The organism is Vibrio sp. SNU_ST1, from assembly GCF_030563405.1.
Classification (GTDB): Bacteria; Pseudomonadota; Gammaproteobacteria; order Enterobacterales; family Vibrionaceae; genus Vibrio.
The window spans coordinates 326,403-351,426 of record NZ_CP130748.1 but is presented as its reverse complement, the minus strand read 5'-3'; the positions used below and the strand labels follow the sequence as shown (position 1 = coordinate 351,426).

Annotated in this window: 18 protein-coding genes; 2 read left to right on the top strand and 16 right to left on the bottom strand. The window is 44.5% G+C overall.

What is annotated here, in order from left to right; all coding sequences use genetic code 11:
* The first annotated feature begins 68 nt into the window (after positions 1–68).
* Complete coding sequence (locus Q5H80_RS01615) at positions 69–506, top strand: universal stress protein (protein ID WP_029222921.1); 438 nt, start codon at positions 69–71, stop codon at positions 504–506.
* An 85-nt stretch (positions 507–591) separates the two neighbouring features.
* On the opposite strand, the gene Q5H80_RS01610 is transcribed toward Q5H80_RS01615, so the two are convergent.
* From Q5H80_RS01610 to rapA, 3 genes are all read right to left on the bottom strand, one after another.
* Positions 592–1,554, bottom strand: coding sequence for a D-2-hydroxyacid dehydrogenase (locus tag Q5H80_RS01610; RefSeq protein ID WP_304567840.1), 963 nt, complete (start codon positions 1,552–1,554; stop codon positions 592–594).
* 34 nt (positions 1,555–1,588) lie between these two features.
* Positions 1,589–2,323, bottom strand: a complete 735-nt coding sequence (rluA, locus tag Q5H80_RS01605) for a bifunctional tRNA pseudouridine(32) synthase/23S rRNA pseudouridine(746) synthase RluA (protein ID WP_304567838.1) — start codon at positions 2,321–2,323, stop codon at positions 1,589–1,591.
* A 180-nt stretch (positions 2,324–2,503) separates the two neighbouring features.
* Complete coding sequence (gene rapA / locus Q5H80_RS01600; RefSeq protein WP_304567836.1) at positions 2,504–5,413, bottom strand: RNA polymerase-associated protein RapA; 2,910 nt, start codon at positions 5,411–5,413, stop codon at positions 2,504–2,506.
* 419 nt (positions 5,414–5,832) lie between these two features.
* On the opposite strand from rapA, the gene Q5H80_RS01595 reads away from it, so the two are divergent.
* Positions 5,833–7,212 (top strand): PhoH family protein, encoded by a 1,380-nt coding sequence (locus Q5H80_RS01595; protein WP_304567835.1) that lies wholly within the window; start codon positions 5,833–5,835, stop codon positions 7,210–7,212.
* 104 nt (positions 7,213–7,316) lie between these two features.
* Here the strand turns inward: Q5H80_RS01595 and tldD are convergent, their stop codons facing one another.
* The 13 genes from tldD to Q5H80_RS01530 all read right to left on the bottom strand — a co-directional run bounded on the left by tldD (position 7,317) and on the right by Q5H80_RS01530 (position 24,981).
* Positions 7,317–8,762, bottom strand: a complete 1,446-nt coding sequence (gene tldD / locus Q5H80_RS01590) for a metalloprotease TldD (protein ID WP_009847843.1) — start codon at positions 8,760–8,762, stop codon at positions 7,317–7,319.
* Between the two features lie 19 nt (positions 8,763–8,781).
* A complete protein-coding gene (locus tag Q5H80_RS01585; protein WP_304567832.1) occupies positions 8,782–9,594 on the bottom strand; it encodes a carbon-nitrogen hydrolase family protein in 813 nt (270 codons plus the stop codon).
* A 93-nt stretch (positions 9,595–9,687) separates the two neighbouring features.
* A complete protein-coding gene (locus tag Q5H80_RS01580) occupies positions 9,688–13,560 on the bottom strand; it encodes a YhdP family protein (protein ID WP_304567831.1) in 3,873 nt (1,290 codons plus the stop codon).
* A 10-nt stretch (positions 13,561–13,570) separates the two neighbouring features.
* Positions 13,571–15,040, bottom strand: a complete 1,470-nt coding sequence (rng, locus tag Q5H80_RS01575; RefSeq protein WP_304567829.1) for a ribonuclease G — start codon at positions 15,038–15,040, stop codon at positions 13,571–13,573.
* Between the two features lie 20 nt (positions 15,041–15,060).
* Complete coding sequence (locus tag Q5H80_RS01570) at positions 15,061–15,726, bottom strand: nucleoside triphosphate pyrophosphatase (protein ID WP_304567827.1); 666 nt, start codon at positions 15,724–15,726, stop codon at positions 15,061–15,063.
* Positions 15,727–15,733: 7 nt separating this feature from the next.
* Entirely contained in the window at positions 15,734–16,222 is a 489-nt protein-coding gene (mreD, locus tag Q5H80_RS01565; protein ID WP_009847848.1) for a rod shape-determining protein MreD, read from the bottom strand.
* Positions 16,212–17,099, bottom strand: coding sequence for a rod shape-determining protein MreC (gene mreC, locus Q5H80_RS01560; RefSeq protein WP_012603147.1), 888 nt, complete (start codon positions 17,097–17,099; stop codon positions 16,212–16,214). The genes mreD and mreC overlap by 11 nt, the downstream gene beginning before the upstream one ends.
* Positions 17,100–17,193: 94 nt before the next feature.
* Positions 17,194–18,237, bottom strand: coding sequence for a rod shape-determining protein (locus tag Q5H80_RS01555; protein ID WP_009847850.1), 1,044 nt, complete (start codon positions 18,235–18,237; stop codon positions 17,194–17,196).
* A 148-nt stretch (positions 18,238–18,385) separates the two neighbouring features.
* The gene (locus tag Q5H80_RS01550) at positions 18,386–22,735 is read right to left on the bottom strand and encodes a DUF6701 domain-containing protein (RefSeq protein ID WP_304567819.1); all 4,350 of its coding nucleotides are present in this window, start codon (positions 22,733–22,735) and stop codon (positions 18,386–18,388) included.
* Positions 22,736–23,173 (bottom strand): MSHA biogenesis protein MshP, encoded by a 438-nt coding sequence (locus Q5H80_RS01545; protein ID WP_304567817.1) that lies wholly within the window; start codon positions 23,171–23,173, stop codon positions 22,736–22,738.
* On the bottom strand, positions 23,163–23,885 hold the full coding sequence (locus Q5H80_RS01540; RefSeq protein ID WP_304567816.1) for a PilW family protein: 723 nt from the start codon (positions 23,883–23,885) through the stop codon (positions 23,163–23,165). The genes Q5H80_RS01545 and Q5H80_RS01540 overlap by 11 nt, the downstream gene beginning before the upstream one ends.
* Positions 23,885–24,439 carry a prepilin-type N-terminal cleavage/methylation domain-containing protein gene (locus tag Q5H80_RS01535; RefSeq protein ID WP_304567815.1) on the bottom strand — a complete coding sequence of 185 codons (555 nt, stop codon included), beginning with the start codon at positions 24,437–24,439 and terminating at the stop codon, positions 23,885–23,887. The genes Q5H80_RS01540 and Q5H80_RS01535 overlap by 1 nt, the downstream gene beginning before the upstream one ends.
* Positions 24,430–24,981: a prepilin-type N-terminal cleavage/methylation domain-containing protein gene (locus tag Q5H80_RS01530; RefSeq protein ID WP_304567814.1), complete on the bottom strand. Its 552-nt coding sequence runs from the start codon at positions 24,979–24,981 to the stop codon at positions 24,430–24,432. The genes Q5H80_RS01535 and Q5H80_RS01530 overlap by 10 nt, the downstream gene beginning before the upstream one ends.
* Between the last annotated feature and the right edge of the window lie 43 nt (positions 24,982–25,024).

The window sequence follows — 25,024 nt, the reverse complement described above, 5'->3', positions numbered from 1 at the left end:
TTACTACATGGAAAAGATAATTACAGCGCTTAGTATGTACTAGGCGCTGCTCAAAAAGAGACGAATACATGTATAGACAAATCCTTGTTCCCGTTGATCTGAACGACAAAGGCTTTTCTGATAAAGCGGTCGAGTTAGCGGTATGGCACGCGAAACACAGTAATGCTGAGATCCACATTCTAAACGTATTACCGGGCATCCACATGTCGATGGTAGCGTCTTACTTCCCGAAAGATGCAGCAAACCAAATGAAGCTTGATGTTAAAAATCAGCTGAAAGAATTTGCTGATAAGCATATCGACGATGATGTGATCTATAAAGTTCACGTTGCCGAAGGCAAGACCTACACAACGATTCTTGATTGCGCAGAGAAACTAGGGGCAGACCTTATCGTGATGCCTAGTCATAAGCGTTCGAAAATCGACAAGGTTGTACTTGGTTCTGTTGCAAGCAAAGTGGTACAGAACTCACCAATCAATGTACTGGTAGTTAAGCCGCAAGGCTAAATCACTTAATCGACATAACGATCTAAAAAGGTTGGCCTAAAAGCCAACCTTTTTTATTTTGTGCTTGCACCATTCAATTCTTCAATCAACTCACTAAGTTCTGCGGATTACCTGCAACAAACCCATCAATATTATCGATTAAGATATCAGACAGCTTTTGAATGGAGCTATCGCTGCCCCACGCCACATGTGGTGTCAGTAGTAAATTAGGTAAGTGGCTGTTAGCCAATAATGGATTCGAATTATCTGCAGGTTCTTGTGTAAACACATCCATGCCCGCACCAGCAATCTCATGATTGTTCAATGCTTCGACCAAGGTTTGATCATCGACAAGTCCACCACGGCCAGCATTAATTAATACCGCACTTGATTTCATCATGGTTAGCTCTCGCTCTGAAATCAGATTTCGAGTCGCTTCAGTTAATGGGCAATGTAAGCTGATCGCATCCGCTTGCTGCAACACAGTATCAAAAGGCAAAAAGCCTTCGCGACAAGTGTCTACCCCTTTACGCTCCGCAAAAATGACGTTCATGCCGATCGCTTTAGCCAATATCGCAGTCGCTTGCCCTAAACTACCACTACCAATTAAACCTAATGTACTGCCTGCTACATCTTGAATCGGATGAGTAAAGAAACAGAACTGCTTGTCCTTCTGCCACTCTCCCGCTTCAATGTCTTGGTGGTAACCGACGAGGTTTCTTTTCAGTGCAAACAGCATTGCGATGACATGTTCAGGAACCGATAGAGTCGCGTAGCCCTGTACGTTAGCCACCGCGATATTGTTGATCTTGCAGTATTCCACATCGACATTGTTCACACCTGTCGCCGAAACAGCGATCAGCTTAAGTTGATGTGCTTGAGCCAAATTTGATTCATTGAGCACCACTTTATTGGTGATCACGACATCGGCACCTTTAACTCGCTCTGAGACAAGCTCGGGAGTTGTGAAATTATACTCAATCCATTGATGTTCAAAGCTAAGAGGTTTTAAATTGATTTGAGATGGGATGGTGGCTCTGTCGAGAAAGACCACTTTCAACTTCGGCATTGTACGTCCTTGCATTGGTATTAATTTAACCATTCTAAGCTTTTAGCTTACTGTAGTCTGGAAGCTCTGGCGCAATTTCAAAGTGCAATTCGATTTGTGGCGATGCTTGAGGGTAAAATTCACAAGGAACAAAGGCTTTGAACAGTTGGTTGTTCGCTGGATGATAGAAGCTCAGTTCACATGCATGTAAAGCTAGCCGATCGCTATACTCAAAAGCTTCAGGCGTTGCGTAAAACTCGTCGCCCACAATTGGATTCCCTATTTCCATACAATGCACACGCAACTGATGAGAGCGGCCTGTGATAGGCAGTAGCTTCAATAAAGTCGTTTGTAGTTCCTCTTGCTCAACCACATAGCGAGTCTGAGATGATTTACCATCCTCGAAGCACACTTTTTGCTTTGGTCGATTTGGCCAATCACAAATGAGTGGCAGATCTATCAAACCTTCTGCTTCTCCCACTGAACCCCATACTCGCGCGTAATAGAGTTTGTGTGTCAGTCGATATTGAAATTGCTTCTTCAAATGCCGCTCAGCTTGTTTGTGTTTAGCGAGCAGCATCAAGCCTGATGTCGACATATCCAACCGATGCACAACCTGAATCTCCGGAAAATCCACAACCAACCGACTCCACATACTGTCGTAGTGCTCAGGCAGTCTCCCCGGTACCGAAAGTAGGCCTGCTGGCTTGTTCACCACAAGAATATCATCATCTTGATAGACAATATCTGTCCACGGTTCACGTGGTGGTGTGTACTGTTCTAACGCCATTAGAGCCTCTTAACTACTAAGGAAGTTTTGATTTTTTTCTTCATTTCGCGATTGATCACTAGATAGGAATATAATCGAGCGCTAAGCTTTAACCAAGCTACAGTTTATCCAAACTACAGATACAAATAAGGCCTTCGTGATGAAGGCCTTATTTCGTTAAAGCATTTAGCTAATTCAAAACTAGTTGTGAGAAACCACAATCAAACGTAGCGAATCGAGCTGAACCTGAGCTTTGCTGATGTAACCTGTCAGTTCGTTGATTTGAGCTTCGATAACCTCTAGCTCTTCATCACGAATGTTAGGGTTAACCGCTTTAAGCGCTTGTAGACGCTCTAACTCACCGTTCAAGTTAGTTTGCATATCTTTCTGAGCTTGCTGACGAACTTCTTCAACCTTCGGAAGTACATGCGTCTCACCGGCTTCGATTAGCTTGTGAATCTCACCTTGTACCGAGTTTACTAGCTTGCTCGCTAAATGACGGTTTACCGGGCTTAGTTGACGGTTAAAGCTATCGAATTCAACCTGAGCAGATAAATCGTTACCACGACCATCCATCATCAAGCGAATCGGCGTCTTAGGCAGGAACTGGCTGATACCGCTGCGCTTTGGCGCTTGTGCATCAACAAGGTAAACCAACTCAAGCAGAATAGTACCCACTGGCAGCGCTTTGTTCTTCAGTAGAGATACCGCAGACGCACCCACACCTTCACTCAATAGCAGATCAATACCGCCCTGGATCATTGGGTGTTCCCAGCTAATGAAGTTCATGTCTTCACGAGAAAGCGCGGTTTCACGGTCAAATGTAATCGTTGCACCTTCATAAGGTAAGCCTGGGTAGCTTGGCACCATCATGTGTTCAGAAGGTGTCACGACTAACGCATTTTCACCCTTGTCATCTTGGTTCAGACCAATGGTATCAAACAAGCTCAGTGCAAAAGAAACTAGGTTAGTATCACCATCAGTAGACGCGATCTTTTCAGCAATCTCATGGGCTTTGTCGCCACCATTTGAATGCATTTCTAATAGGCGATCTCGGCCTTTTTCTAGATCCGATTTCAGGCTTTGATTGAGCTTCGCTGATTCTTCAATGACTTCATCAAGCTGCTCTGTATTACCAGAAGCCAACATTTCGATCAGTACATCAGAATACTTGTCGTAAACTGTGCGACCGGTTGGACAAGTCTCTGCAAATGCATTTAGACCTTCATCGAACCAACGCGCAAGAATCGCCTGTGATGTGCCTTTTAGGTAAGGTACATGAATGTCAATATCACGTAGCTGACCGATACGATCTAAACGACCTATACGTTGTTCAAGTAAATCCGGGTTAAACGGAAGATCGAACATCACTAACTGGTTGGCAAACTGGAAGTTACGACCTTCAGAGCCGATTTCGCTACAGATAAGAACCTGAGCACCCCCCTCTTCTTGAGCAAAGTAAGCCGCAGCTTTATCACGCTCTAGAATCGACATGCCTTCGTGGAATACAGTTGCACGCACACCTTCACGCTCACGCAGTGCTTGTTCTAATTGCAAAGCAGTACTTGCACGAGAAGCGATCACTAGGATCTTTTCGCTGCGCTTGTCTTGGATTTTTTCAATCAACCAGTTCACACGTGAATCGAATTGCCACCAGCTTGAATCTTCACCTTCAAATTCTTGGAAGATCTCTTCTGGGTACAACATCTTCATAGCTCGAGCTTCTGGTGCCATCTTGCCACCGATCATGCCCGATACACGCATCGAGGTTGTGTACTGCGTTGGAATATCCATCGGCAGTAGATTTACATTACGCTTAGGGAAGCCTTTGATTGCAGCACGAGTATTTCTGAATAGAACACGACCTGTACCATGGCGATCCATAAGGTTATCAATCAGCTCTTGGCGAGCTAACGCTTGCTCTTCTTCGCTGCTATCGCCTTCAATCACGCGGAATAGAGGCTCAACATCTTGCTCAGACAGAAGCTCTGTGATCTGGTTCTTCGCGCTGTTTTCAAGTTTCACGCCAGAGAACAATGCCGTTACTGCATCAGCAACTGGCGCGTATTGGTCTTCTTCTTCAACGAATGCTTCGTAATCGTAGAAGCGGTCAGGATCAAGCAGACGCAGACGCGCAAAGTGGCTCTCACGACCAAGCTGTTCAGGGGTCGCTGTCAGTAATAGTACGCCAGACGTGTTTTCAGCTAATCCTTCAACCACTTGGTATTCACGACTTGGTTTGTCTTGGCTCCACTCAAGGTGGTGCGCTTCATCGACAACCAACAAGTCCCACTCGCCTTCAAGTGCTTGCTCGTAGCGCTTACGGCTCTTACGTAGGAAATCCAAAGAACACAGAACGTATTGCTGGGTATCAAATGGGTTGTCCGATTCAGCGAAGGCTTCAATACAACGCTCTTCGTCAAAGATAGAAAAGTGCAGGTTGAAACGGCGCATCATCTCAACTAACCATTGGTGCTGTAGAGTTTCAGGCACCACAATCAAGATACGTTCAGCACGGCCAGACAACACCTGTTGGTGGATGATCATGCCCGCTTCGATGGTTTTACCTAGGCCAACTTCATCGGCTAATAAAACACGTGGCGCATGACGACGACCCACTTCATGAGCGATGTATAACTGATGAGGAATTAGGCCAGCACGCATACCACACAAGCCGCGCATTGGGCTCTTGTGTTGTTGGTACTGGTTGCTCAGTGCGCGGTAACGCAACACAAAGTTATCCATACGGTCGATTTGACCTGCGTACAGCTTGTCTTGTGGCTTGTTAAAGCGGATTTGGTTACTTAGAAAGATTTCACGCAGAGTCACCTCTGTCTCTTGAGTATCTTCACGAGTACCCAAATAAGTCAGTAGCCCTTTATCTTCGATAACTTCTTCAACAGATAAAGACCAACCTTCTTGGCATTCGATGACATCGCCTACATTGAACACCACTCGGGTTACGGGAGCATCAGTGCGTGCATAGACGCGGTTTTCTTCTGACGCAGCAAACATTACTGTCACTGTGCGAGCATCCATTGCTACAACGGTACCTAAACCTAAATCGCTCTCCGTATCGCTTATCCAGCGTTGCCCCAAAGCAAATGTCATGAATCGACTACCTCAATCTTATAGTTGGAATTTGGTCTTTCTAACTGCAATTTTAAACAAGAACGTTATTGATCTTGAACTAAAAATATAGCCAAAAATGCCTAGTTTGCAGCCACTTTTTAAGTGCGCTCTTAATAATAAATATCTTGAGAAAATGCTGCAGAAAAAGGTCGCTAATCTTACTCGATGCTGTGATTTAGGTCACGCCTAAAGGAGACGATTTCATACTTTTTTTCTGTTTTCATAAGTGCAATCAAACTGTCAAAAAATCATGGTTATTCTATGGAGAGCAGAATGCAGCTCTCAAATGAAGTTTAGGTGAGTTGTTGACTATCACTAGAATCAGATACTAACCTTTATATGAGCTTAATCTACGTTCAATGAATGCAAGGCAAGCCGCACGTCGGCAAGGAGATGCTATGGGCGAGACCAACCGTAAGCTATTTGTTTTAGACACCAATATCCTACTTCACGAACCCTTCGCTATATTTTCTTTCCAAGAGCACGATGTCGTTATCCCAATGACAGTGCTAGAAGAACTCGACAGAATCAAAGACAGTAAAAGAGATGTTGCTCGAGATGCGAGAGTTGCGATTCGAACTCTCGAAGACTTATTCAGGGAAGCCACACCAGACCAAATATCGGAAGGCATCCCTTTTTCTAAAGACATTAACGCCTCTGGCAGTATTTCAATACTCGCAGATTACGAACTTCAAGAAAGTATCAAGGCCTTCGCCGACGACAAAGCTGGCGATAACCGAATCCTCAACGCAGTTCTCTATCTTCAAAATAAACGCGCACCACGCGAAGTGGTTCTCATCACCAAAGACATCAACATGCGCTTACGAGCTAAAGGCGCTGGTGTCCGTTTTGTTGAAGACTATCAAACCGACCAATTGATTGATGATATCCAATACCTCACCAAAGGCTTCCAACAACTGGAAGGCTCATTTTGGGATGGTATCGATAATGTCGAGAGCAGAAGTTTAGGCGGAAAGACGCTGCACACCTTAGCAAGAGCGCCGTTCGAGCCAACCTTTCTCAACCAGTATGTGATTGACGAAGAAAGTGACTTTGCCGCTCGAGTCGAAGAGATTGAAACTGAAAGCATTACACTAAGAGACCTCAGTCGCGAAAGACTAATGAATCGCAGAGCATGGGACATCACCCCCAAAAACGTCTACCAAGGTATGGCGATCGATGCCCTGCTCGACCCTGATATTGATCTGGTGATTCTCACTGGCGCTGCTGGTAGTGGTAAGACACTGTTAGCCATGGCTGCTGCACTTGAGCAAACTATTGAACGTAAACAGTTCGATAAGATCATCGTAACCCGAAACACACCTGATATAGGTGAGTCGATAGGGTTTCTTCCTGGTACAGAGGAAGAGAAGATGTTGCCTTGGTTAGCTGCAGTGACCGATACACTGGAAGCGCTGCACAAGAATGATCACTGCACAGAAGGCTCGATGAAGTACATCTGTGATAAAGCCAACATCCAGTTCAAATCGATTAACTTTATGCGTGGCCGTTCAATTCAGAATGCGTTTGTGCTTTTGGATGAGTGTCAGAACCTGACCGCTTCACAAATCAAAACCATCATCACCCGTTGTGGTGAAGGGACCAAGATCGTCTGCTCAGGAAACCTAGCGCAGATAGATTCTTCTTACCTAACTCCTGTGACCTCGGGGCTCACCTACATGGTCGAGCGTTTTAAAAACTTCGAAGGCAGTGCCAACATCCACCTCAATGGTGTGGTGCGTAGCCGACTGGCTGAGTTCGCGGAAGAGAACATGTAGACTCTGCGCGCTCACAGAACCAGTAACCTATAAGCAAAAAGCGCCTCACAATAGAGGCGCTTTTCAATTTATCTTTATAGTGATTTTTCAGAGGCTAATCTGCTTTACTCAGTACCACCGACGGTTAGCGAGTCTAGCTTCAATGTTGGCTGACCAACACCCACTGGCACACTTTGACCTGCCTTACCACATACACCAACACCACGGTCAATGCTTAGGTCATTACCGACCATAGACACCTGCTGCATTGCTTCGATACCAGAACCGATTAGCGTCGCGCCTTTCACTGGGTGAGTGATCTTGCCGTTTTCAATCATGTACGCTTCAGAAGCTGAGAACACAAACTTACCTGATGTGATATCAACCTGACCGCCACCGAAGTTCGGTGCGTAGATGCCTTTCTCAACCGTTGCAATGATCTCTTCCGGTGTGTGTTCACCCGGCAACATGTATGTATTCGTCATACGTGGCATTGGAAGATGCGCGTAAGACTCACGACGACCATTACCTGTCGGCGCGACACCCATTAGACGAGCGTTCAGCTTATCTTGCATGTAACCTTTTAGGATGCCGTTTTCGATTAGCGTATTGTACTGACCATTAACCCCCTCATCATCAACGTTCAATGAACCGCGTAGATCCGTTAATGTGCCATCATCAACAATCGTACATAGGCTTGATGTAACTTGCTCGCCGATCTTGCCAGAAAATACTGAAGACTCTTTACGGTTGAAATCACCTTCTAAACCATGGCCTACCGCTTCATGCAGTAGAACACCCGGCCAACCAGAACCAAGAACCACAGGCATTGCACCAGCAGGCGCAGCAACCGCTTCAAGGTTAACTAATGCTTGGCGAATCGCTTCATCAGCGAATTGGTAAGCAACTTGAGAACCGTTAGCATCACTTAAGAAGAAATCGTAACCAAAACGACCACCGCCACCGGCACTGCCACGCTCACGACGATCACCCTTCTGTGCAAGCACGCTAATAGACAGGCGAACCAACGGACGAATATCACCAGCGAAAGTACCATCAGTTGCCGCGACAAGCATCTGCTCATGTACACCACTTAAGCTTACCGATACTTCAGTCACCATAGGCTCTTTAGTACGAATGTAAGCATCAAGCGCTTTAAGTAATTCTGTCTTTTGCTGTTTTTCCCAGCTTGCTAGTGGGTTTACCGCATCATAGTAAGCTTGGTTAGAGTTACGCTTGAAAGCTTGTACCTTGCCGTTTTGGCCTTGCTTAGCGATACCGCGAGCCGCGATTGCACTCTGTTTAAGGCCATCCAATTGGATTTGGTCAGAGTAAGCAAAACCGGTTTTTTCACCAGAGACAGCTCGTACACCAAGACCACAATCGATATTGAAAGAGCCGTCTTTAATAATGCTGTCTTCTAGCACTAAAGATTCGTGCCAGCTTGACTGAAAGTAAATATCAGCATAATCAATTTGGCGGGTAGCAATGCTCGCCAGTGTATCTGCGATATTTTGCTCCGTCAGCCCTGTTGGGTTCAGTAGCGCTTCTTCAATTTGATTGATGCTCATAAATGGCTCTTATTTGTAATTAAAATTGATTGGTAAATCGAGAATGCTGCGCGATTGGCATATTTTGCCTGATCGATTCGCAACTGGATGTGTCTATCTCAACCACCATACTTTTAGGATCTTGGTCTAGCTGTGCAACCACTCGTCCCCATGGATCAACCACCATTGAGTGTCCCCATGTTTCTCTTTGGCAAGGGTGATTTCCGCCTTGCCCCACCGCGACAATCCACGATTGCGTTTCGATCGCGCGGCATCTTAATAATGCTTCCCAGTGAGCTTGCCCTGTTACTGCGGTAAAAGCTGCCGGTACCACTATGATTTGTGCTCCTTGCTTGCGTAACTCTGAATACAAGTGCGGAAAGCGCACATCATAACAAATACTCAAACCTAAGCGACCAAAAGGCGTTTCCGTTGTTACCACTCGGTCACCGGGCGTGAAAATATCCGATTCTCGATAGCACTTATGTGCATCAGCAACGTCCACATCAAACATGTGTAACTTATCGTAATGGGCCACTAAGCAACCAAAATCATCAATCACCAAGGTTGTGGTCGTCACGCCTTTAGCTGTGCTTATCGGCATACTGCCAATAACAATCCAAATTCGGTAAAGCTTTGCTAGCTCAGAGACTTTCTTTTGCAGTGGGCCATCATTTAGAGGCTCAGCATACTGGTGATAGTCGGCTTTACTGCCAAAGACTAACGCGTTTTCAGGGCACACAACCCACTTAGCCCCCAACTCTTTGCACTTTGCTACTTCTTGAGCAAGATAATCAAAGTTCAAGTCAGGGCGAGGGCCTGATGTCATTTGAATCAACCCAACACAATCCATGTGTATCGCTCCTCCATTCATTATGATTCAGAAATCAGCATTGCACCGTATATTAGCTGACTAGTGTATTTTAACTGACTAGTGTCTTAAGGCTTATTCGGCTAATTTTCTGAGTTTTTCTGGTAACTGGAATTCTCCAGAACTGCGAGAAAGCTCGCTCACTGTTGGTGAATCCAACGGTCCTTTCACCGAATAATTAACTTGGGTGAAGACTTCAACAACCGGTGAAATAACTGTAGTCACCGCTAACACGTATAGCGCTGTTTGAGGCGTTACCGCAAAAGCTGTTAATACTGGAATCCCGGAGGTGATATCTGGGGTGAAGTTCACTTCAGCATCGACCTCGCGTGTATTGAGGTTGGCGATACCTTTTATTTTCATCTCACCGGCAACCGCATCCATGTTCAGATCATTGGTTAAGAAGATACCATTTTGAATCTCGCCTGTTCCTGTGATGCTGTTGAATGCCATGCCATCATCAAATACGTCCGAGAAGTCTAGCTGCATCTTGCGGATAATCGAATCTAGGCTAAACAGCCCCAGTAATCGAGCTGCGCCACTCACATCCGAGATAATACCTTTACCAAATTGGGTTTTAACGTTGCCATCAAGAGTATCCATTTTGATCCCCCAAGGCGAACCATCCCAATTCAATTGTCCTTCTAACTCAAAGGGCGCTTTTTGAATCCCGGAAGTAATACCGAAGCGCTCCATTAACTCACTGTTGTTTTCACCTTCAACATCAAGAGTGAGCGATGACTGACTTTTATCGCCTTGCAACTCCCACCAGCCACTGATATCCGCTTTATTTCCGCCGCTTCGAACCTGAATCTTATTCCACTCAACGCGGTCTTCCTTTCTCGTCATTTCAACATCGACCTTGCCAACCTTGTAGCCTTGCAGCCAGAAGTCATTCAGGGTCAGCGTCAAATTCGGCATCGCATCATGGAGCTTTCTATCCAACTCAGAGATCAATGGTGCTTCTTGCGCCTTACGCTGTAGCAGTTGCTCTTGGTTTTTCTTGTCACTCCACTCAGGAACAAACAGATGCAGGCGATCCAATGAAACAGTCAAATCATAAGGAGGCAAGTAATTGACATCACCTTCTAACTCTTGACTAGAGACTTCCATTTGCCACGCTTGCTTGTTTTTTCGAGCGCTAAAATCGACATCATTCCAAGAAATACCACCTAAGATCAGCTCTTTGCTCTCGAAGGTGATGCGACGTGGCGCTGGAATGGTTGGCGTGTTCATCTGGCTAAGGGCAGCATCCGATGGTTGCACAGGCTCCATGACTACTGACAGCCAGTCATCGGCATTGAACTTATCGGTACGAATCAAGGCATGGTGCCCTACCACGGGGCTAATTTTATAGCCACCACGACCAAGTACTAAATTGGTCGCCGTTAATTCAGGAACATCGCCGGAAATATCAATCTCAGCTTGGTATTTAGTGCTCGGCAATTGCAGACGCGCGGTAATCGATTCTTGATTGCCCGAAGCTTGTAGCCTGGCCGAACCACTTTCTAATGACTTTTTGGTTAATGGGTATGGGTAATCACTCGCTAAGTATTTGAGGTCTGACTGTAAGTCGAGTTGGTAAGTAAAACCAATATCATTAAGTTGAATATCGATCTGACTTTGCCACTGTGCATGACCCGACAAACGGCTTAACCACTGCTCTCCGACATAAGGCTTTAGAGGATTGACGTCCCAATCTCCTAACACATCAAGATCCACTGCATAGCCAGAGCCATCATTAAGACCTTTAAAATCAACCGAGATACCTTGATTAAGCAAATCAGCGGCAAGACCACTTGCTGTCACGACATCATTATCAAATTCAATACGACCAGTGGTGTTCTCTAGCACCATTGGTGGAGCTTCAATCTCAACATGGTTACCACTCAGATCTGCATATCCCCACGCTCTAGGTTCTTGTTCAGAATCAAACGGAATATTAAGCTGGAACTCAGAAGAGACGTCACCACTCACTTTAAGTGCGGTTAACGCAGCACCCACAGAATCCACCAGTGGCGAAGCAGTCATGTAATTTCGAACTGCATTACCAGACGCCGTTGCTTTAGCTTCAATTTCAATATGACCGCCTTCCCCTAAATAAGGAATACGACCAGTGATTCGATCTGCCGCCACATCCATCAATTGAGCGGAACGAGAGTCTAAATACATCGCATCATTTTCAAATAACAGATCAAGTTGAAGGTCGGTTATCAATGGCCACGCGGTATCGAAGCTGAACTTAGCGTCTTCTAAGCCAACCCAAACTTGGAAAATACCATCATGATTGGTGTACGGATATTGGGCTAATTCACCATGCCAAAGTAATTTAACGGTGTCGGCCTTACCCGCTTGAATCGCCGTTGAAAGGTAATCGGTTAAGTCTTGGCCAAGTGCCAATGTCGGTAAATAGCGCCATGTTTCACCGACGTTGTAAGCGTCCGCTTCACCATAAAAAGAAAGATAAGGGCTAGCGTTATTTGGAAAGTCCAAGCGAAATGCACCTAGTACTTGTAAATCTGGCGTGGCTGCAGTGATTTTGTCCGACCACAGTTTCCAGCCGTTTTCATCTTGCTGCCAAACAATATCAACCTGACCTTGTTTGATATTCAGAGGCGCTTGGAAAACATTACCATAAGGAAACACATCATCAATAACATATAAGCTGGCTTTCGCTTCCGAAGCCGAGCCAAACACATGCCCTGATACTTGGCTAAAGCCAGGGACTAACTCCCATTGTTTTATCGCCAAATCAGAAAAGTTCGCAGAGTAACGCAAACTTTCAATTCCAGAGCCCATCGCAACGCGAATGTCTGAAACGATACCGCCCGGAGCCAATGCATTGATCATTTGGGTAGATTGCGAAGAATCTGGAAGCAACTTAATCAACGGGATAATGGTTTCAACATCAAGTTCAGAAACATTAAGTTCCCACGGGCCTCTATTCCACTTGAAAGCGACATCAAGTTCAGGCCAAGGCCTGTCATCCGTCCTTAGATTTAGTGAGTGACCATTTACCTGCCATCCACCATCAATTGGTGATAACTTAAAAACACCCGACTCAAGCATCAAGTCATGTTGACCATCTTCATTCCAAGTCAGTTCTGAAGGTAATACCTCAACGTAAGCGCTAACTGGCTTGCTATTTCGTAGCGTTAGCCAGCTATTCAAGCTCACCGTACCCGTCTCAATGCCGGATTCAGCCTGCATATAACGAGTTAACCAAGGCATTACTGAGATACTATCCGCGCTGACATAAAACTCGCCCGTCATATCAGCTAAAGAACCGCCATCAACAAAGTTAGCACTTACTGACAAAGAGTTGAGATTAGCGTCTTTAATACTTACTACCCCCTCCGCAAGGTGATGTTTACCTGAGTTTTGCCATTTTAAAGTTTCGATATCAAGCTGACGTTCTTCACCAGAGATAGTGCGATATAGAAGAGAGGAATCTTTAGCGGTCACATCCACCAAAGTTTTTAGAAGTAAATTGTCCAGCTCCTGTATCACTCGCTTGGAAGAGCCGGGGTCTTTAGGTTCATCTTTACCGTTTTGCCCGGCAAATAGATCAATTGAGCGGATATCAAGATACATTTGATTCATGACCAAGTCGGCCACGACCGGACGCATCTGCACGACCGATTGAATCAAGTCAAACTCAACTTCAACACGCTCAACAGAGAAAGCCACATCTTCTGCGTTGGGAAGGCTAGCCTTAACACCTTGCAGAGCAATTGAGGGGTGAGTGTTACGCCAAAAACCACCCACATCTTGAATAGAAAACTCAAAACCGGAATGTTGGTTTACCCAAAGCTCAATTTCAGATTGATACTTATTTAAATTGGGCAAGGCTACACGCAGTGTAGTGACAGCAATGGCTAGTGTTACTAAGAGAGTAACCACTAACCATAGACATGTACGAAGAATCAGAGTAACGCTTGAGCTCACAAAATATCCATTACATCATAACAACATCAAACTGCTCTTGTATGTACAGAGGCTCAGCCTGGATTTTAACTTGCTTACCAATAAAGACTTCAAGCTCAGCAAGCGCATGAGATTCTTCACCCTCTAATGCCTCGGCAACCGCTGCTGCCGCATAAACCACGAACTTATCGGCGTCATACGCGCGATTCACTCGCGTGATCTCTCGAAGAATTTCATAACAAACGGTTTCGACTGTCTTCACACTGCCACGCCCTTCACAGGCTGGACAGCTAGAACACAGAATATGCTCAATACTTTCACGGGTACGTTTACGAGTCATCTCAACCAAACCAAGCTGTGTAAAGCCATTGATGTTGGTTTTCACACGGTCTTTATCGAGCGCCGCTTCTAAAGAAGTTAGTACTCGCTTACGGTGTTCTTCAGACAACATATCAATAAAATCGATAATGATGATGCCGCCTAAATTACGAAGGCGAAGTTGACGAGCAATAGCTTGTGTCGCTTCGACGTTAGTATTGAAAATCGTCTCTTCTAGATTACGACGACCAACAAACGCGCCAGTGTTGATATCAACAGTGGTCATCGCTTCCGTTTGGTCGATAATCAAATACCCACCAGACTTTAATTCAACTTTACGATCCAATGAACGCTGAATTTCGTTCTCGGTATCGTACATATCAAAGATCGGCTTATCACCTTCATACAACTCAAGCTTTTCAGTCAGCTCAGGCACGTATTCAGAAGTAAATTCTTTTAGGTTTTCATATTCTAGACGAGAATCGACCTGAATTTTGCTCAATTCAGTACCGACAAAATCACGTAAAATTCGTTGGCTTAAGCAAAGCTCTCCATACAAGCGAGTACGAGCTTTGTGCTTGCCACGACGTTCTAACACCTTTAGCCATAATCGCTTCAAGAATGCGGCATCTTGTGCCAACTCATTCGAGTCTGCGCCTTCTGCTGCTGTGCGGATAATGAAGCCACCGTGCTCGTCACAGTAACGAGACACGACTTTTTTTAGACGGTTGCGTTCGGACTCACTATCAATTCTCTGAGAAACACCAACGTGGCTTGCGCCCGGCATGAATACCAGATAACGAGATGGTAAAGTAATGTCAGTGGTTAGACGGGCACCTTTGGTACCAAGAGGATCTTTGACCACTTGAACGACAATATCTTGCCCTTGACGAACAAGCTCTGAAATATCACGAACCTGAAATTGCTTCTTTTCATTCTCAGCAACACATTCAGTGTGTGGGACAATATCAGAGGCGTGCAAAAAAGCGGCTTTATCAAGGCCAATATCCACAAATGCCGCCTGCATTCCAGGCAAAACACGGCTTACACGTCCTTTGTAGATATTTCCTACGATCCCGCGTCGAGCATCTCGTTCGACATGGATCTCTTGAAGAGCTCCCCCCTCAATCATGGCCACACGAGTTTCACTCGGGGTCACGTTCAGCAACAATTCAGCACTCATGGTGCACCTCAGATTAGTAATTATAAGAATTCTTGCAGTAGCTGGTCCGTTTCAAATAAAGGTAAGCCGACAACGGCGTAATAACTACCTTCGATTCGGGTAACAAAGCGTCCGCCCAAACCTTGGATCCCATAGCTACCAGCTTTATCGCATGGCTCCCCTGTTTGCCAGTATTGTTCTATTTCTTTTTCACTGAGGGGTTTAAACCATACGTCGGTAATAATGATTTCTGTCTTTTGTTTTTCTTCCGATACAACAGACACTGCCGTCATCACTTGGTGACGGTCATTCGCTAACTGAGTAAGCATACGCTTAGAGTCAGCAAGGTCTATTGGCTTCTCGAGCACTTGCCCTTGGCTTACGACGACTGTGTCAGAGCCCAGAACCACTGTTTCAGAATCAAGAGAAATAACATCAGAGCTAAGAGCTACAATATCAGAACCAAGATCTACATTATCAGAACTAGGAACAACATGCTGTTTTTCAGAAGGGTTATCTTTCAATAAAGACAACGCTGCTAAGGCTTTATCTAAAGATAGTCGCTTAACGTACTCTTCGGCGGTTTCTTGGGCGTGTTTACACTCTTCGACATCAGTTACAAGGACAGAAAACTCATAACCGAGTTGAGATAGCAATTCTTTACGGCGTGGAGAGCCGGATGCCAAAACTAAATGTTTCTTTTCCATCGTCACTCTACCTTACATGCCAATGGCGACGCACGCGTCTCATTAATAAAAACATCCAAGGCCAAAGTATACAGTTTATCAATGCGCTCCATAGCGATAATGGGTTGAAAACGACATCTTGGATCAAATATTCACCAAAGAATATCAGCACCTCAAACAACACCGTTAAGGCTGCAATGATTATCGCTTGCTGCCATAGCGCCATATTTCGAATCACGAGGAAGTTCATTGCAATAATGTACATTACTATTGCCATCATCATGCCTCGAATACCCAGAGTCGAACCGATCAAAAGGTCCCACAATAAGCCCAGCACTAGAGCACTACCAACATTAACCCTGTAAGGTAACGCTAAAACCCAATAGCAGGTAACCAGTAATAACCAAGATGGCCTGAATAGATCTAAACTACCCGGCCAAGGGATCGTTTGTAGAATAAGTGCTATCAAAAATGAGCAGCCAATTACTACTTTGCTTCTTAAAACGCTATTGGCCATTTTCACCTTCTAACAATGCTTGTTCGATACTGGATTGCTCTGCTTGCATCTGTTTATTTTCATCAGGCCACACAAGCAACAAGTATCTGAGCTTATCAAACTCAACTACAGGTTCCGCTTTGATAACGGCGAACTCACGCTTAGGATCATAATCAACGGCAGTAACATAAGCGACTGGGTAACCCTCTGGATATACACCACCAAGCCCAGATGTCACCAGCAGATCTTCTTCTTGTATGTCAGTACTGGTTGGAATGTGCTCTAACTGGATCTCATCAATCATGCCATTACCAGAAGCAATCACACGTATATCGTTACGAATAACCTGAACAGGAATTGCGTTGTTTGCATCAGTCAGTAGCAAAACACGACTATTATGAGCAGCAACGAAAGTGACTTGGCCAACAATGCCTTTTTCGTTAATCACTGGCTGACCTTCATACACCCCATCAATCTGACCTTTGTCGATCACCACTTGATGTCGGTATGGTGAAGTATCCACCGCCATAACCTCTGTGACGACCTTCTTCTCATCACGGATAAACGGAGAACCTAACAGCTTACGAAGGCGCTTGTTTTCTTCTTGATATTGCTCAAGCAGAATCAACTCACTCTTCAGTCGCAAGACTTCTCGTTTAATATTATGGTTGGATTCAATTAGCCCTTTGCGAGTACTAAAACGGTCGTATACGCCATCAAACATAGTGCGAGGCAAATTAGCGGCATACTGAATTGGTGCAACCATGCTGTTTAATAGATAGCGGACATTTGAGAATGCATCTAAACGACTATCAGCCAGCATAAGGCTGGCTGATAATGTTACAGCAAAAAACAGGCGCAATTGTAGAGAGGGACCTCTACCAAAAATTGGCTTCATTCTATATTTGGTCCTAGAGCTACATTTGATCCTATAGACAAGGTCCTAGGCTCTTTACATAAAACTAGATAATAAAAGAGCCTAACACTAGATTCTATTCTTCGCTGAAAAGATCACCGCCGTGCATGTCGATCATCTCTAGAGCTTTACCACCGCCTAGAGCAACACACGTTAATGGCTCTTCCGCCACAACAACAGGGATACCAGTTTCTTCAGTTAGCAGACGATCAAGGTCTTTAAGCAGTGCACCACCACCTGTCAGTACCATACCGTTTTCTGAGATATCAGAAGCAAGCTCTGGCGGACACTGTTCAAGTGCAACCATGACTGCAGATACGATGCCAGATAAAGGCTCTTGAAGCGCTTCAAGGATTTCATTTGAGTTTAGGCTAAAGCTACGAGGAACACCTTCAGCAAGGTTACGACCACGCACTTCAATCTCATCGACTTCATCGCCTGGGTAAGCAGAACCGATTTCGTGTTTGATCTTTTCGGCTGTTGCTTCACCGATCAAGCTGCCGTAATTACGACGAACGTAGTTGATGATCGCTTCATCAAAACGGTCACCACCGATACGTACAGAAGACGAGTAAACCACACCGTTTAGTGAGATAACGGCAACTTCAGTCGTACCACCACCGATATCAACAACCATTGAACCTGTTGGCTCAGATACACGTAGGCCTGCACCAATCGCAGCAGCCATAGGCTCATCGATTAGGTAAACTTCACGAGCACCAGCACCCAATGCTGATTCACGGATTGCACGGCGCTCAACTTGCGTTGAACCACAAGGAACACAAACCAATACGCGAGGGCTTGGCTTAAGAACACTGTTATCATGCACTTGCTTAATGAAGTGCTGAAGCATTTTTTCCGTTACGTAAAAGTCAGCAATTACGCCGTCTTTCATTGGACGGATTGCTGAGATATTACCAGGCGTACGGCCAAGCATTTGCTTAGCAGCGTGACCAACCGCAGCGACACTCTTTGCAGAACCCGCACGGTCTTGGCGGATAGCTACAACTGAAGGCTCATCAAGAACAATGCCTTGGCCTTTTACATATATAAGGGTATTGGCAGTACCTAAATCAATCGATAGGTCGTTTGAAAACATGCCACGAAGCTTTTTAAACATATTCTTCGCTCATCCTGCAAGAATTAGAAGACAAAAATTGCACTAAATGTACCAATGCCTTGCTGTCACGGCAAGGCATTGAAGTATAAACATGGACTGAAACCCACAATTTCTTACAGATTCCTAACTTAACAGCCAAAAAATCATATTATTGCTGACCTATTAAGCCACTTTCACCTCGGTAGATCACACGATCGTTCCCGCGATGGATACCAAAGGTGACTACTGTTGATGGATCTTCTTCACCAGCAACTTCCACCCGGTTCGGATCTTGCCAGCGATAACGGAGCCAAGGAACTGCATTTCCACCACGATTCAGCTCTAACCAAAGTTGAGTTTGCTGTCGGATCGGATTTGACTGAGCCACCTGTATTGAATTAGATATCCCATTCACAACACCACCGCCCCCATTAAGGGTTACGTCAGCAGCCATAGAACCCGCCTCTACCCAGATATCGAGATTGTCGTTTTCAATATTTACACCTCGAATATTCGTTGTGTTATCACCTTCATGAGTGACAAAACTTGTTCCATCCCAGTGCTCAATACGAAGCGGAATATTCATACCACCTCCAGCGACACTACCGAGGCTATCCATGACCGCGCGGCCAAAGCGAACAGTTGGCTGAACCTTTAATAACCTAGGGGACCCATTATAATGATAACTAATAGGGTCGACATTGCTCCCCACGGCATCAATCGAAATCGTCGAGGTTGTACCTCCTACAGCATTGAACGGTCCATCCTCATAGCCATCAGTAGGTGCGGCTTTCGCCCAACACAGCTCGCTAGCACAGTTAGTTGAGGGAGAATTTTCATCTAACGTAAATGTACCTATACTCTTGCCCAAGATGGAAGCCCAAGACTTACTCGGAGTCCCAGAATGAAAACGATTTACAAAAGCAGGGTTAGCCTCATACAAAGCAAAGTTAGCGGTAATTGTTGGATTAAAATATCCATAGTTCTTCACCGCAGTGAGTTGTAAACTTAATGCTTCAACATCAAATGTAACGCCGTCAAAAGGCTGATTCATGTATGCATAAGATTGATTCCCTGGGTAATCCCACACCGCACTGCTCACCACTTGAAAATATTTAGGGTAAAAACGACCAACGGTAGCTTTATAACCTGGCACCGTCATCCCATTCAGGTAATTCGGTTTGTCTGTCCATAGTTTAATGCTACCTACTTCAGACCAAGCTAAGCTCTTATACGCGTAGCCATTCGACCACATATCAACGGGGATCGGTTGTGGCAAGGACTCATCCCCACTACTTTTACCACCAACGGTTAGCACTCCATTGTGACGGTTGCTTGGGCTATCAAGGCTATAATTCACATATACCGTTTCATCATCAAAGCCAGACACTGGATTAGCGTTACATAGGTTCCCTGAAAACGAGCTATCAATTAAGCCATCACTATTTGTGTCGGCATTTGATTGCCAAGCAATCGCACTAACGGCTAAATAAGCGGTGTCACCGGCCGCGATAAATGAAGCTCCTCCTGTTGAGCTACCGGAAGGGAATGGGGCATTTGGTACACCGGAGTTATCTTGGCAACTCACCAAAGCAAATGGCCTAACATACACATCAGTAGAACTCTGTAAGCCTTTCCAATTGGGTATAGATTGATTCGTGGGCTGCCAGTCAGCATCTGCCAAATGAAGTTTTATATGACCAGCCGACCAGTATTGAGAAGTCAGTTTTGCAACACCATTTTTAAAGGCAATATTGTTCACTTTGGTTCCATTTAAAGGTGAACTACCGATCTTGATGCTATACGAATTGAGAAATAGCTCATTATTCCAACCACTATTGCCTTGAGTTATCTGCTCATAGGAAGCATAAAGCGATTTAGCTCCATCATAATCCGATATTTTCTGACATGCCCTTGGGTTAGAGCCTCCTGATGCCACTGCGGTAACTTCGGTCTCAAATGTTCGGAAAGCAACCTGCCCCTTACCTCCATCAACCCTTTGTTTATCTTCAATTTTAAATCCGTAAGGCACAAACTGATACGGTCCACCGGTTGCACTGATGTTACTTTGCCCCCGAATAGAAGCAGAGATTGAAACCGGAGATAGGCCAATACTTGACAGTGACTTGGTGTAAGTAGCTGTCTGCCCTGCTACGAAATCGTGACTCAAGGATGCAGAACAGGTTCCATCTGAATTTAACCAACACGCATCCCTCGAACTGTTATTTGGAATTGTCACATCAAGAGTTCCCGTATAATTATTAACGGGTTGCTTGGTTATTTTATCGACCAGTTTGAAGGTAATAGGAATTCCTGCGCAGGCTAGCCCTGAGCTAGAGCCAGGAGTAATAACCAGCTCTGGCTCAGAAAAACACTGGCTTTCCCCGGTAATTTGAGATGTTCCACTCATATGAAGATCACGAGTAGTAACAGCCCCATAAACATGGGAGCCGTTAGACAGTCGGACTTCCCCCTCGCTGTAAATCAGAGCTTTTACTTGTGATTGACTCGATAAATCTATTTTACAACCATACGCTGGACACACTTGCCCAGATGAACCTTTAGTCGGGTCATAACCAACGATGACAAGGTTATCGGCATTTCCTGAATTATTAATTCTTGAATTATTCGATAAATTTAAGTACCGAGTATGGATAATCACTTTCCCTTGAATATTCAAAGAAGAGTGGGAGTTAATATTCAAAGAGTTAAAATAGTAATCGCCAGCCGTCAGTGTCACGGTTGACTGACCAATTGATAAGCTCTTTTGAGATAAAGGCATTAACGTTTTTGTTGTATTCCAAATATCACTTCCTGAGTTTGTTATCACAAAATCATCGAGTTTAGATTGTACAATTTGCTTAGAGGGGTCGTTAGTGCACGATATCCCATCACATTTCACTGCATTACCAAATTGAGCAGTCCCAAATCCAACTTTTCTTTGACCACCTTCCAATAATGCATTGGTTATTTTAGATTGGTTCCACATCTCAATACTACTACCAGACGAGTTCTTCCAACCTTGAACGGCTGAAGGAAAAGCCGAACAGTAGTTTTTCGTAAACTTAGGCAGCTTGCTCACTTGGAAAGCAAAATATCCGATCTCTTCGTCTGTATGAGATCTCCACCCCTTGGAACCATTCCAAGAAAGGTCCTCATCAACCACAAGCCCTACTTGATAGTCGTCATCTCCATCACGTTTCACGCTACAAAGCCTTAACCAACCACCTTGCCCTCCTATTCGAGTAAGCTTACTCGCGATAATTCCCGGTAATGACTTATATTCATTTTCAAGATCATGCATATCATTACAAGATTTAAGGAGCGGTGTTGATGAGCCACTGTCATCATCAAGAGAAATTCGGCCAAACTCATACTTAATTCCATTTGACGTACCATCGTGCTCATCTGAAATTAAAAATGCTATTTTTTCTGCTTGAGAAGGCGGATTGTGTGTATTCACACGTGTTAACTCTAAAAAGAATTTAGCACTCGTTCTTCCCACATCGTCTACGCCTGCCGTTAACCATCGGCTTGTTGCGCTATTAACCTGTGTAAATACAACGGGATCATCATCCTGTATTCGGTGTGAGCTAAACCTTGAATAAGAGGCAGACTCCCATTTAGGGTTACTTTTTTTTCCATGAGCTTGATACGCTTTAGTCTCTATATATCCGGCTATTGCCTTATGTCCATCACTAAATGTTATGGTTCCGGGCTCAACAACAAGGTAGCTAATCGAAGACATTGATTTTGATGCAAGGTTGTAACCCCAGTCTTGAGGTGCCACTTCTTGATGGAATGTCGCTTGCGTTGAATTGATGCTTTTAATTGAAAGCGTTGCAGGAGCATCGTTATCAGGATTGATAGGATCGATCGTTGGCATCAGAAACACCAATGGAGTGGTTCTATAGGTTTTACTGAAGGTGATAGTACAGTCGCTCGACTTACAGTCGGCGGAATCTAAACGCCCAAATTCATAGCGAGCGTCATCAAATTTCGTCACTGGCGGAACCGGTAATGCTCCACAGCTACCACTACTAATACAATATTTGTCGCTATCGTAAAATTGTGTTCCTTTTAAGTTCAATCTCAAATATGGGTAAAATTTATCAACACCTGTTTTTTGAGACAAATTGATCGCAAAAGGAGAACCTTTTACTACTCCGTCAACAGAGTAGGTAATTATGCCTTTAATATGCTTAGCATTATAATTTGAAGTTCGTGTAAATTTAACTTGGAAAGTTCTTTGTTTTCTTTCTGATACATAGTCTCTTTCATAAACATTAGAGCTATAACCTTGATAAACCGTATCATCGGTCCAAATTGGGAAATAGTAAGTTCCTTCCAAACGAGCACGATTTTTTCCATCAGAATCAATTTGAAAAGTGAAACAAAAACCATTTCGAGCATCTACCCATGCCCCTTTAGATAAACACTGATTAGCCAATGCATTAGTTTGAAACAACACACTAAAAAGAATAAAAAATACGAGGCTAACTCTACTAAGTAGGCGCATTTATATTACTCCCCTCACCCAAACATCTTGACTACGCTGCATTAAATTCACACCCGTTCCGCACATTGCGACTGCTCTTACTGTATATAACTGAGAATTATCGACAAGTAGACCACCGGTTGGTGAGCACGTTATTTGAACAGCTGTACATGAAATTGTGGATGTAAAGTTCATCGTCGTTCCATTCAAGTTTGTACATGCTGCAGCCACATTAAATGGAACCGTTAAATTGGCTCTAGGTGGATATACCTGTATTAAGGCTTGCTCAATTGCCGAATGAGCTAAAAGTGCGGCTTGAGTACCAATCACATCTTTTGTATGTGCATCATGATTGGACCACTCTATGCGATTTAAGGTTGTTGCAAGAAAGCCCATCACCACCAAGACAAAGATGACGACAATATACAAGCTTCCGACTTGTCTTTTTTTAAGGAACATTGATCACCTGTATGTCTTGCTGGAAATTGGTCGTTTCGTCTCCAACTTGGTTTCTAAATTCAAACTCAAGATGGACGACACCATTACGCTGAACATTTGCGGGTTGATAGTCTAAAACCCCAGTCACTCCCGTGTCCGAAATTGGGATTAATGCGCCATTTCCTTCACTTCTCCATACTCGGCCATTCACAATGCAATAGTTTACGCGGCCATTAGGATTATAAATATAGTGTCGATTTGAAACTGAATTACCCACAAGGTTTCCAGACTCATTAGCAAGCAAGAAAGTATTATTCGTTGCAGTTACAGTAGCTAAGGGGAAATCATTATTGGTCGGCGTCACCTCTGTAGGATTTATCACTAAAGATAACGGGGCTAGAACAGCGGCCGTCAGTGCATTATCAGCCGTGACAAACTGAATATCATCGCCCGACACCGCATAAATTCCAGAGGTAACGATAGGGAAAAATGAAACACAGCGAGCTCCCGGGACAACAGCATTCTGATTGAACATATTAGGTACAGCATGACGCACTTCACGAGTAATTTTTTCTAAGACAAACTTTGCTTGAGTTTGTAAACGCTGCCTATCTACAGTGTCCGCATAGCCACGCGCACCTAACTCAACAAACCCAGCAATACCTGCAACTAAAATACTACCAACTATCATGGTGATAATCATTTCAATAAGAGTGAAGCCTTGCCTTCTCATTAGTAATTACCTCGATAGGCATCAAGCACAATAGGGGAATAATTTGAGGCTGTAATTGTGATATTGATTCTTTTTAGTTGATCGACAATTTGGTACGTCACATCAACATCTAGGCGGTAGTTGTTGTAAGTTGTCACACCATTCTCGCCTAGCAATAGGGTAAGGTCTCGACACCCGTTGGTTGCACCGGGCTCCCAACAACCATCATAGTCATCGACATCATTATATTGAGCGATAGCCTCCGTGCGGTCAGGGCCAAATATCGCTTCAACAGTGCAATTCACACCAGACGCCCCCTCACCGCATCTAAATTCCCCACCATCAAAGTCACTATTCTCATCGAACCCTCGAGCAAGAATCATCGACATCACACTCTGCCCCAACGCGGCTGAACGGGTTTGATAATGAGGATCACCAGATCGGCTAATCTGAGGTGCTAAAAAATTTATGATGGTCATCATGGCAAGTCCCATAACCACTATCACAACGACACTTTCAATTAATGTGAAACCACGTTCTTTCGCAGGTGATTTATGAATGGTGTTCATGAGCACCCCCCATTTTCGACATAACCTTGCGAGTTAATATCCACACGGCAGGTGTTCACATTTGAAGTGATAGTAATCACCACACCGGCTGCAACGTCAACGACAACGCCAGCAGGTGTTTCACCTGTTGTAGGGTTGCCTAATAAATCAAAGTTAACTAGAGATAGGGGACTGGCAGGTGCGGTATTAGATGTAGCCGTTAAAGTGACCCCGTTGAGCATAACCCAATCACTGCGAGCTTGGTTTTGCGCGGTACAGCTCACTTCGGAACCGATACAATTCCCAACGATAGCGAGAATAAAATTGCTATCCCCAACGACGGTCCCAAGGTCCACATTGGACTGCATACGATTAACTTGAACTTGGCGGACAACAGAAGTTACTTGCTCTTGAGCAGCAAAGGCAGAAAAGCTATCCCTTCCGGATAGACGGCTAGCAGCGTAGGCAGAGACAATCGCGATCAACAAGATCACAATGATTAGCTCAACCAAAGTGAAGCCTAGTTGCTGAAGTCCATTTTTCCTGTATGTTCTATTGAATTGATTCACCGAAATCCAATCCGCTAAATATTTGATAATTTAAAGATTAAGT

Excerpts from the sequence above, each read along its gene's own strand:
- Q5H80_RS01615 (WP_029222921.1), top strand. The coding sequence starts at position 69 with ATGTATAGACAAATCCTTGTTCCCGTTGATCTGAACGACAAAGGCTTT.
- Q5H80_RS01610 (WP_304567840.1), bottom strand. The coding sequence starts at position 1,554 with ATGCCGAAGTTGAAAGTGGTCTTTCTCGACAGAGCCACCATCCCATCT.
- rluA (WP_304567838.1), bottom strand. The coding sequence starts at position 2,323 with ATGGCGTTAGAACAGTACACACCACCACGTGAACCGTGGACAGATATT.
- rapA (WP_304567836.1), bottom strand. The coding sequence starts at position 5,413 with ATGACATTTGCTTTGGGGCAACGCTGGATAAGCGATACGGAGAGCGAT.
- Q5H80_RS01595 (WP_304567835.1), top strand. The coding sequence starts at position 5,833 with ATGGGCGAGACCAACCGTAAGCTATTTGTTTTAGACACCAATATCCTA.
- tldD (WP_009847843.1), bottom strand. The coding sequence starts at position 8,762 with ATGAGCATCAATCAAATTGAAGAAGCGCTACTGAACCCAACAGGGCTG.
- Q5H80_RS01585 (WP_304567832.1), bottom strand. The coding sequence starts at position 9,594 with ATGGATTGTGTTGGGTTGATTCAAATGACATCAGGCCCTCGCCCTGAC.
- rng (WP_304567829.1), bottom strand. The coding sequence starts at position 15,040 with ATGAGTGCTGAATTGTTGCTGAACGTGACCCCGAGTGAAACTCGTGTG.
- Q5H80_RS01570 (WP_304567827.1), bottom strand. The coding sequence starts at position 15,726 with ATGGAAAAGAAACATTTAGTTTTGGCATCCGGCTCTCCACGCCGTAAA.
- mreD (WP_009847848.1), bottom strand. The coding sequence starts at position 16,222 with ATGGCCAATAGCGTTTTAAGAAGCAAAGTAGTAATTGGCTGCTCATTT.
- mreC (WP_012603147.1), bottom strand. The coding sequence starts at position 17,099 with ATGAAGCCAATTTTTGGTAGAGGTCCCTCTCTACAATTGCGCCTGTTT.
- Q5H80_RS01555 (WP_009847850.1), bottom strand. The coding sequence starts at position 18,237 with ATGTTTAAAAAGCTTCGTGGCATGTTTTCAAACGACCTATCGATTGAT.
- Q5H80_RS01550 (WP_304567819.1), bottom strand. The coding sequence starts at position 22,735 with ATGCGCCTACTTAGTAGAGTTAGCCTCGTATTTTTTATTCTTTTTAGT.
- Q5H80_RS01545 (WP_304567817.1), bottom strand. The coding sequence starts at position 23,173 with ATGTTCCTTAAAAAAAGACAAGTCGGAAGCTTGTATATTGTCGTCATC.
- Q5H80_RS01540 (WP_304567816.1), bottom strand. The coding sequence starts at position 23,885 with ATGAGAAGGCAAGGCTTCACTCTTATTGAAATGATTATCACCATGATA.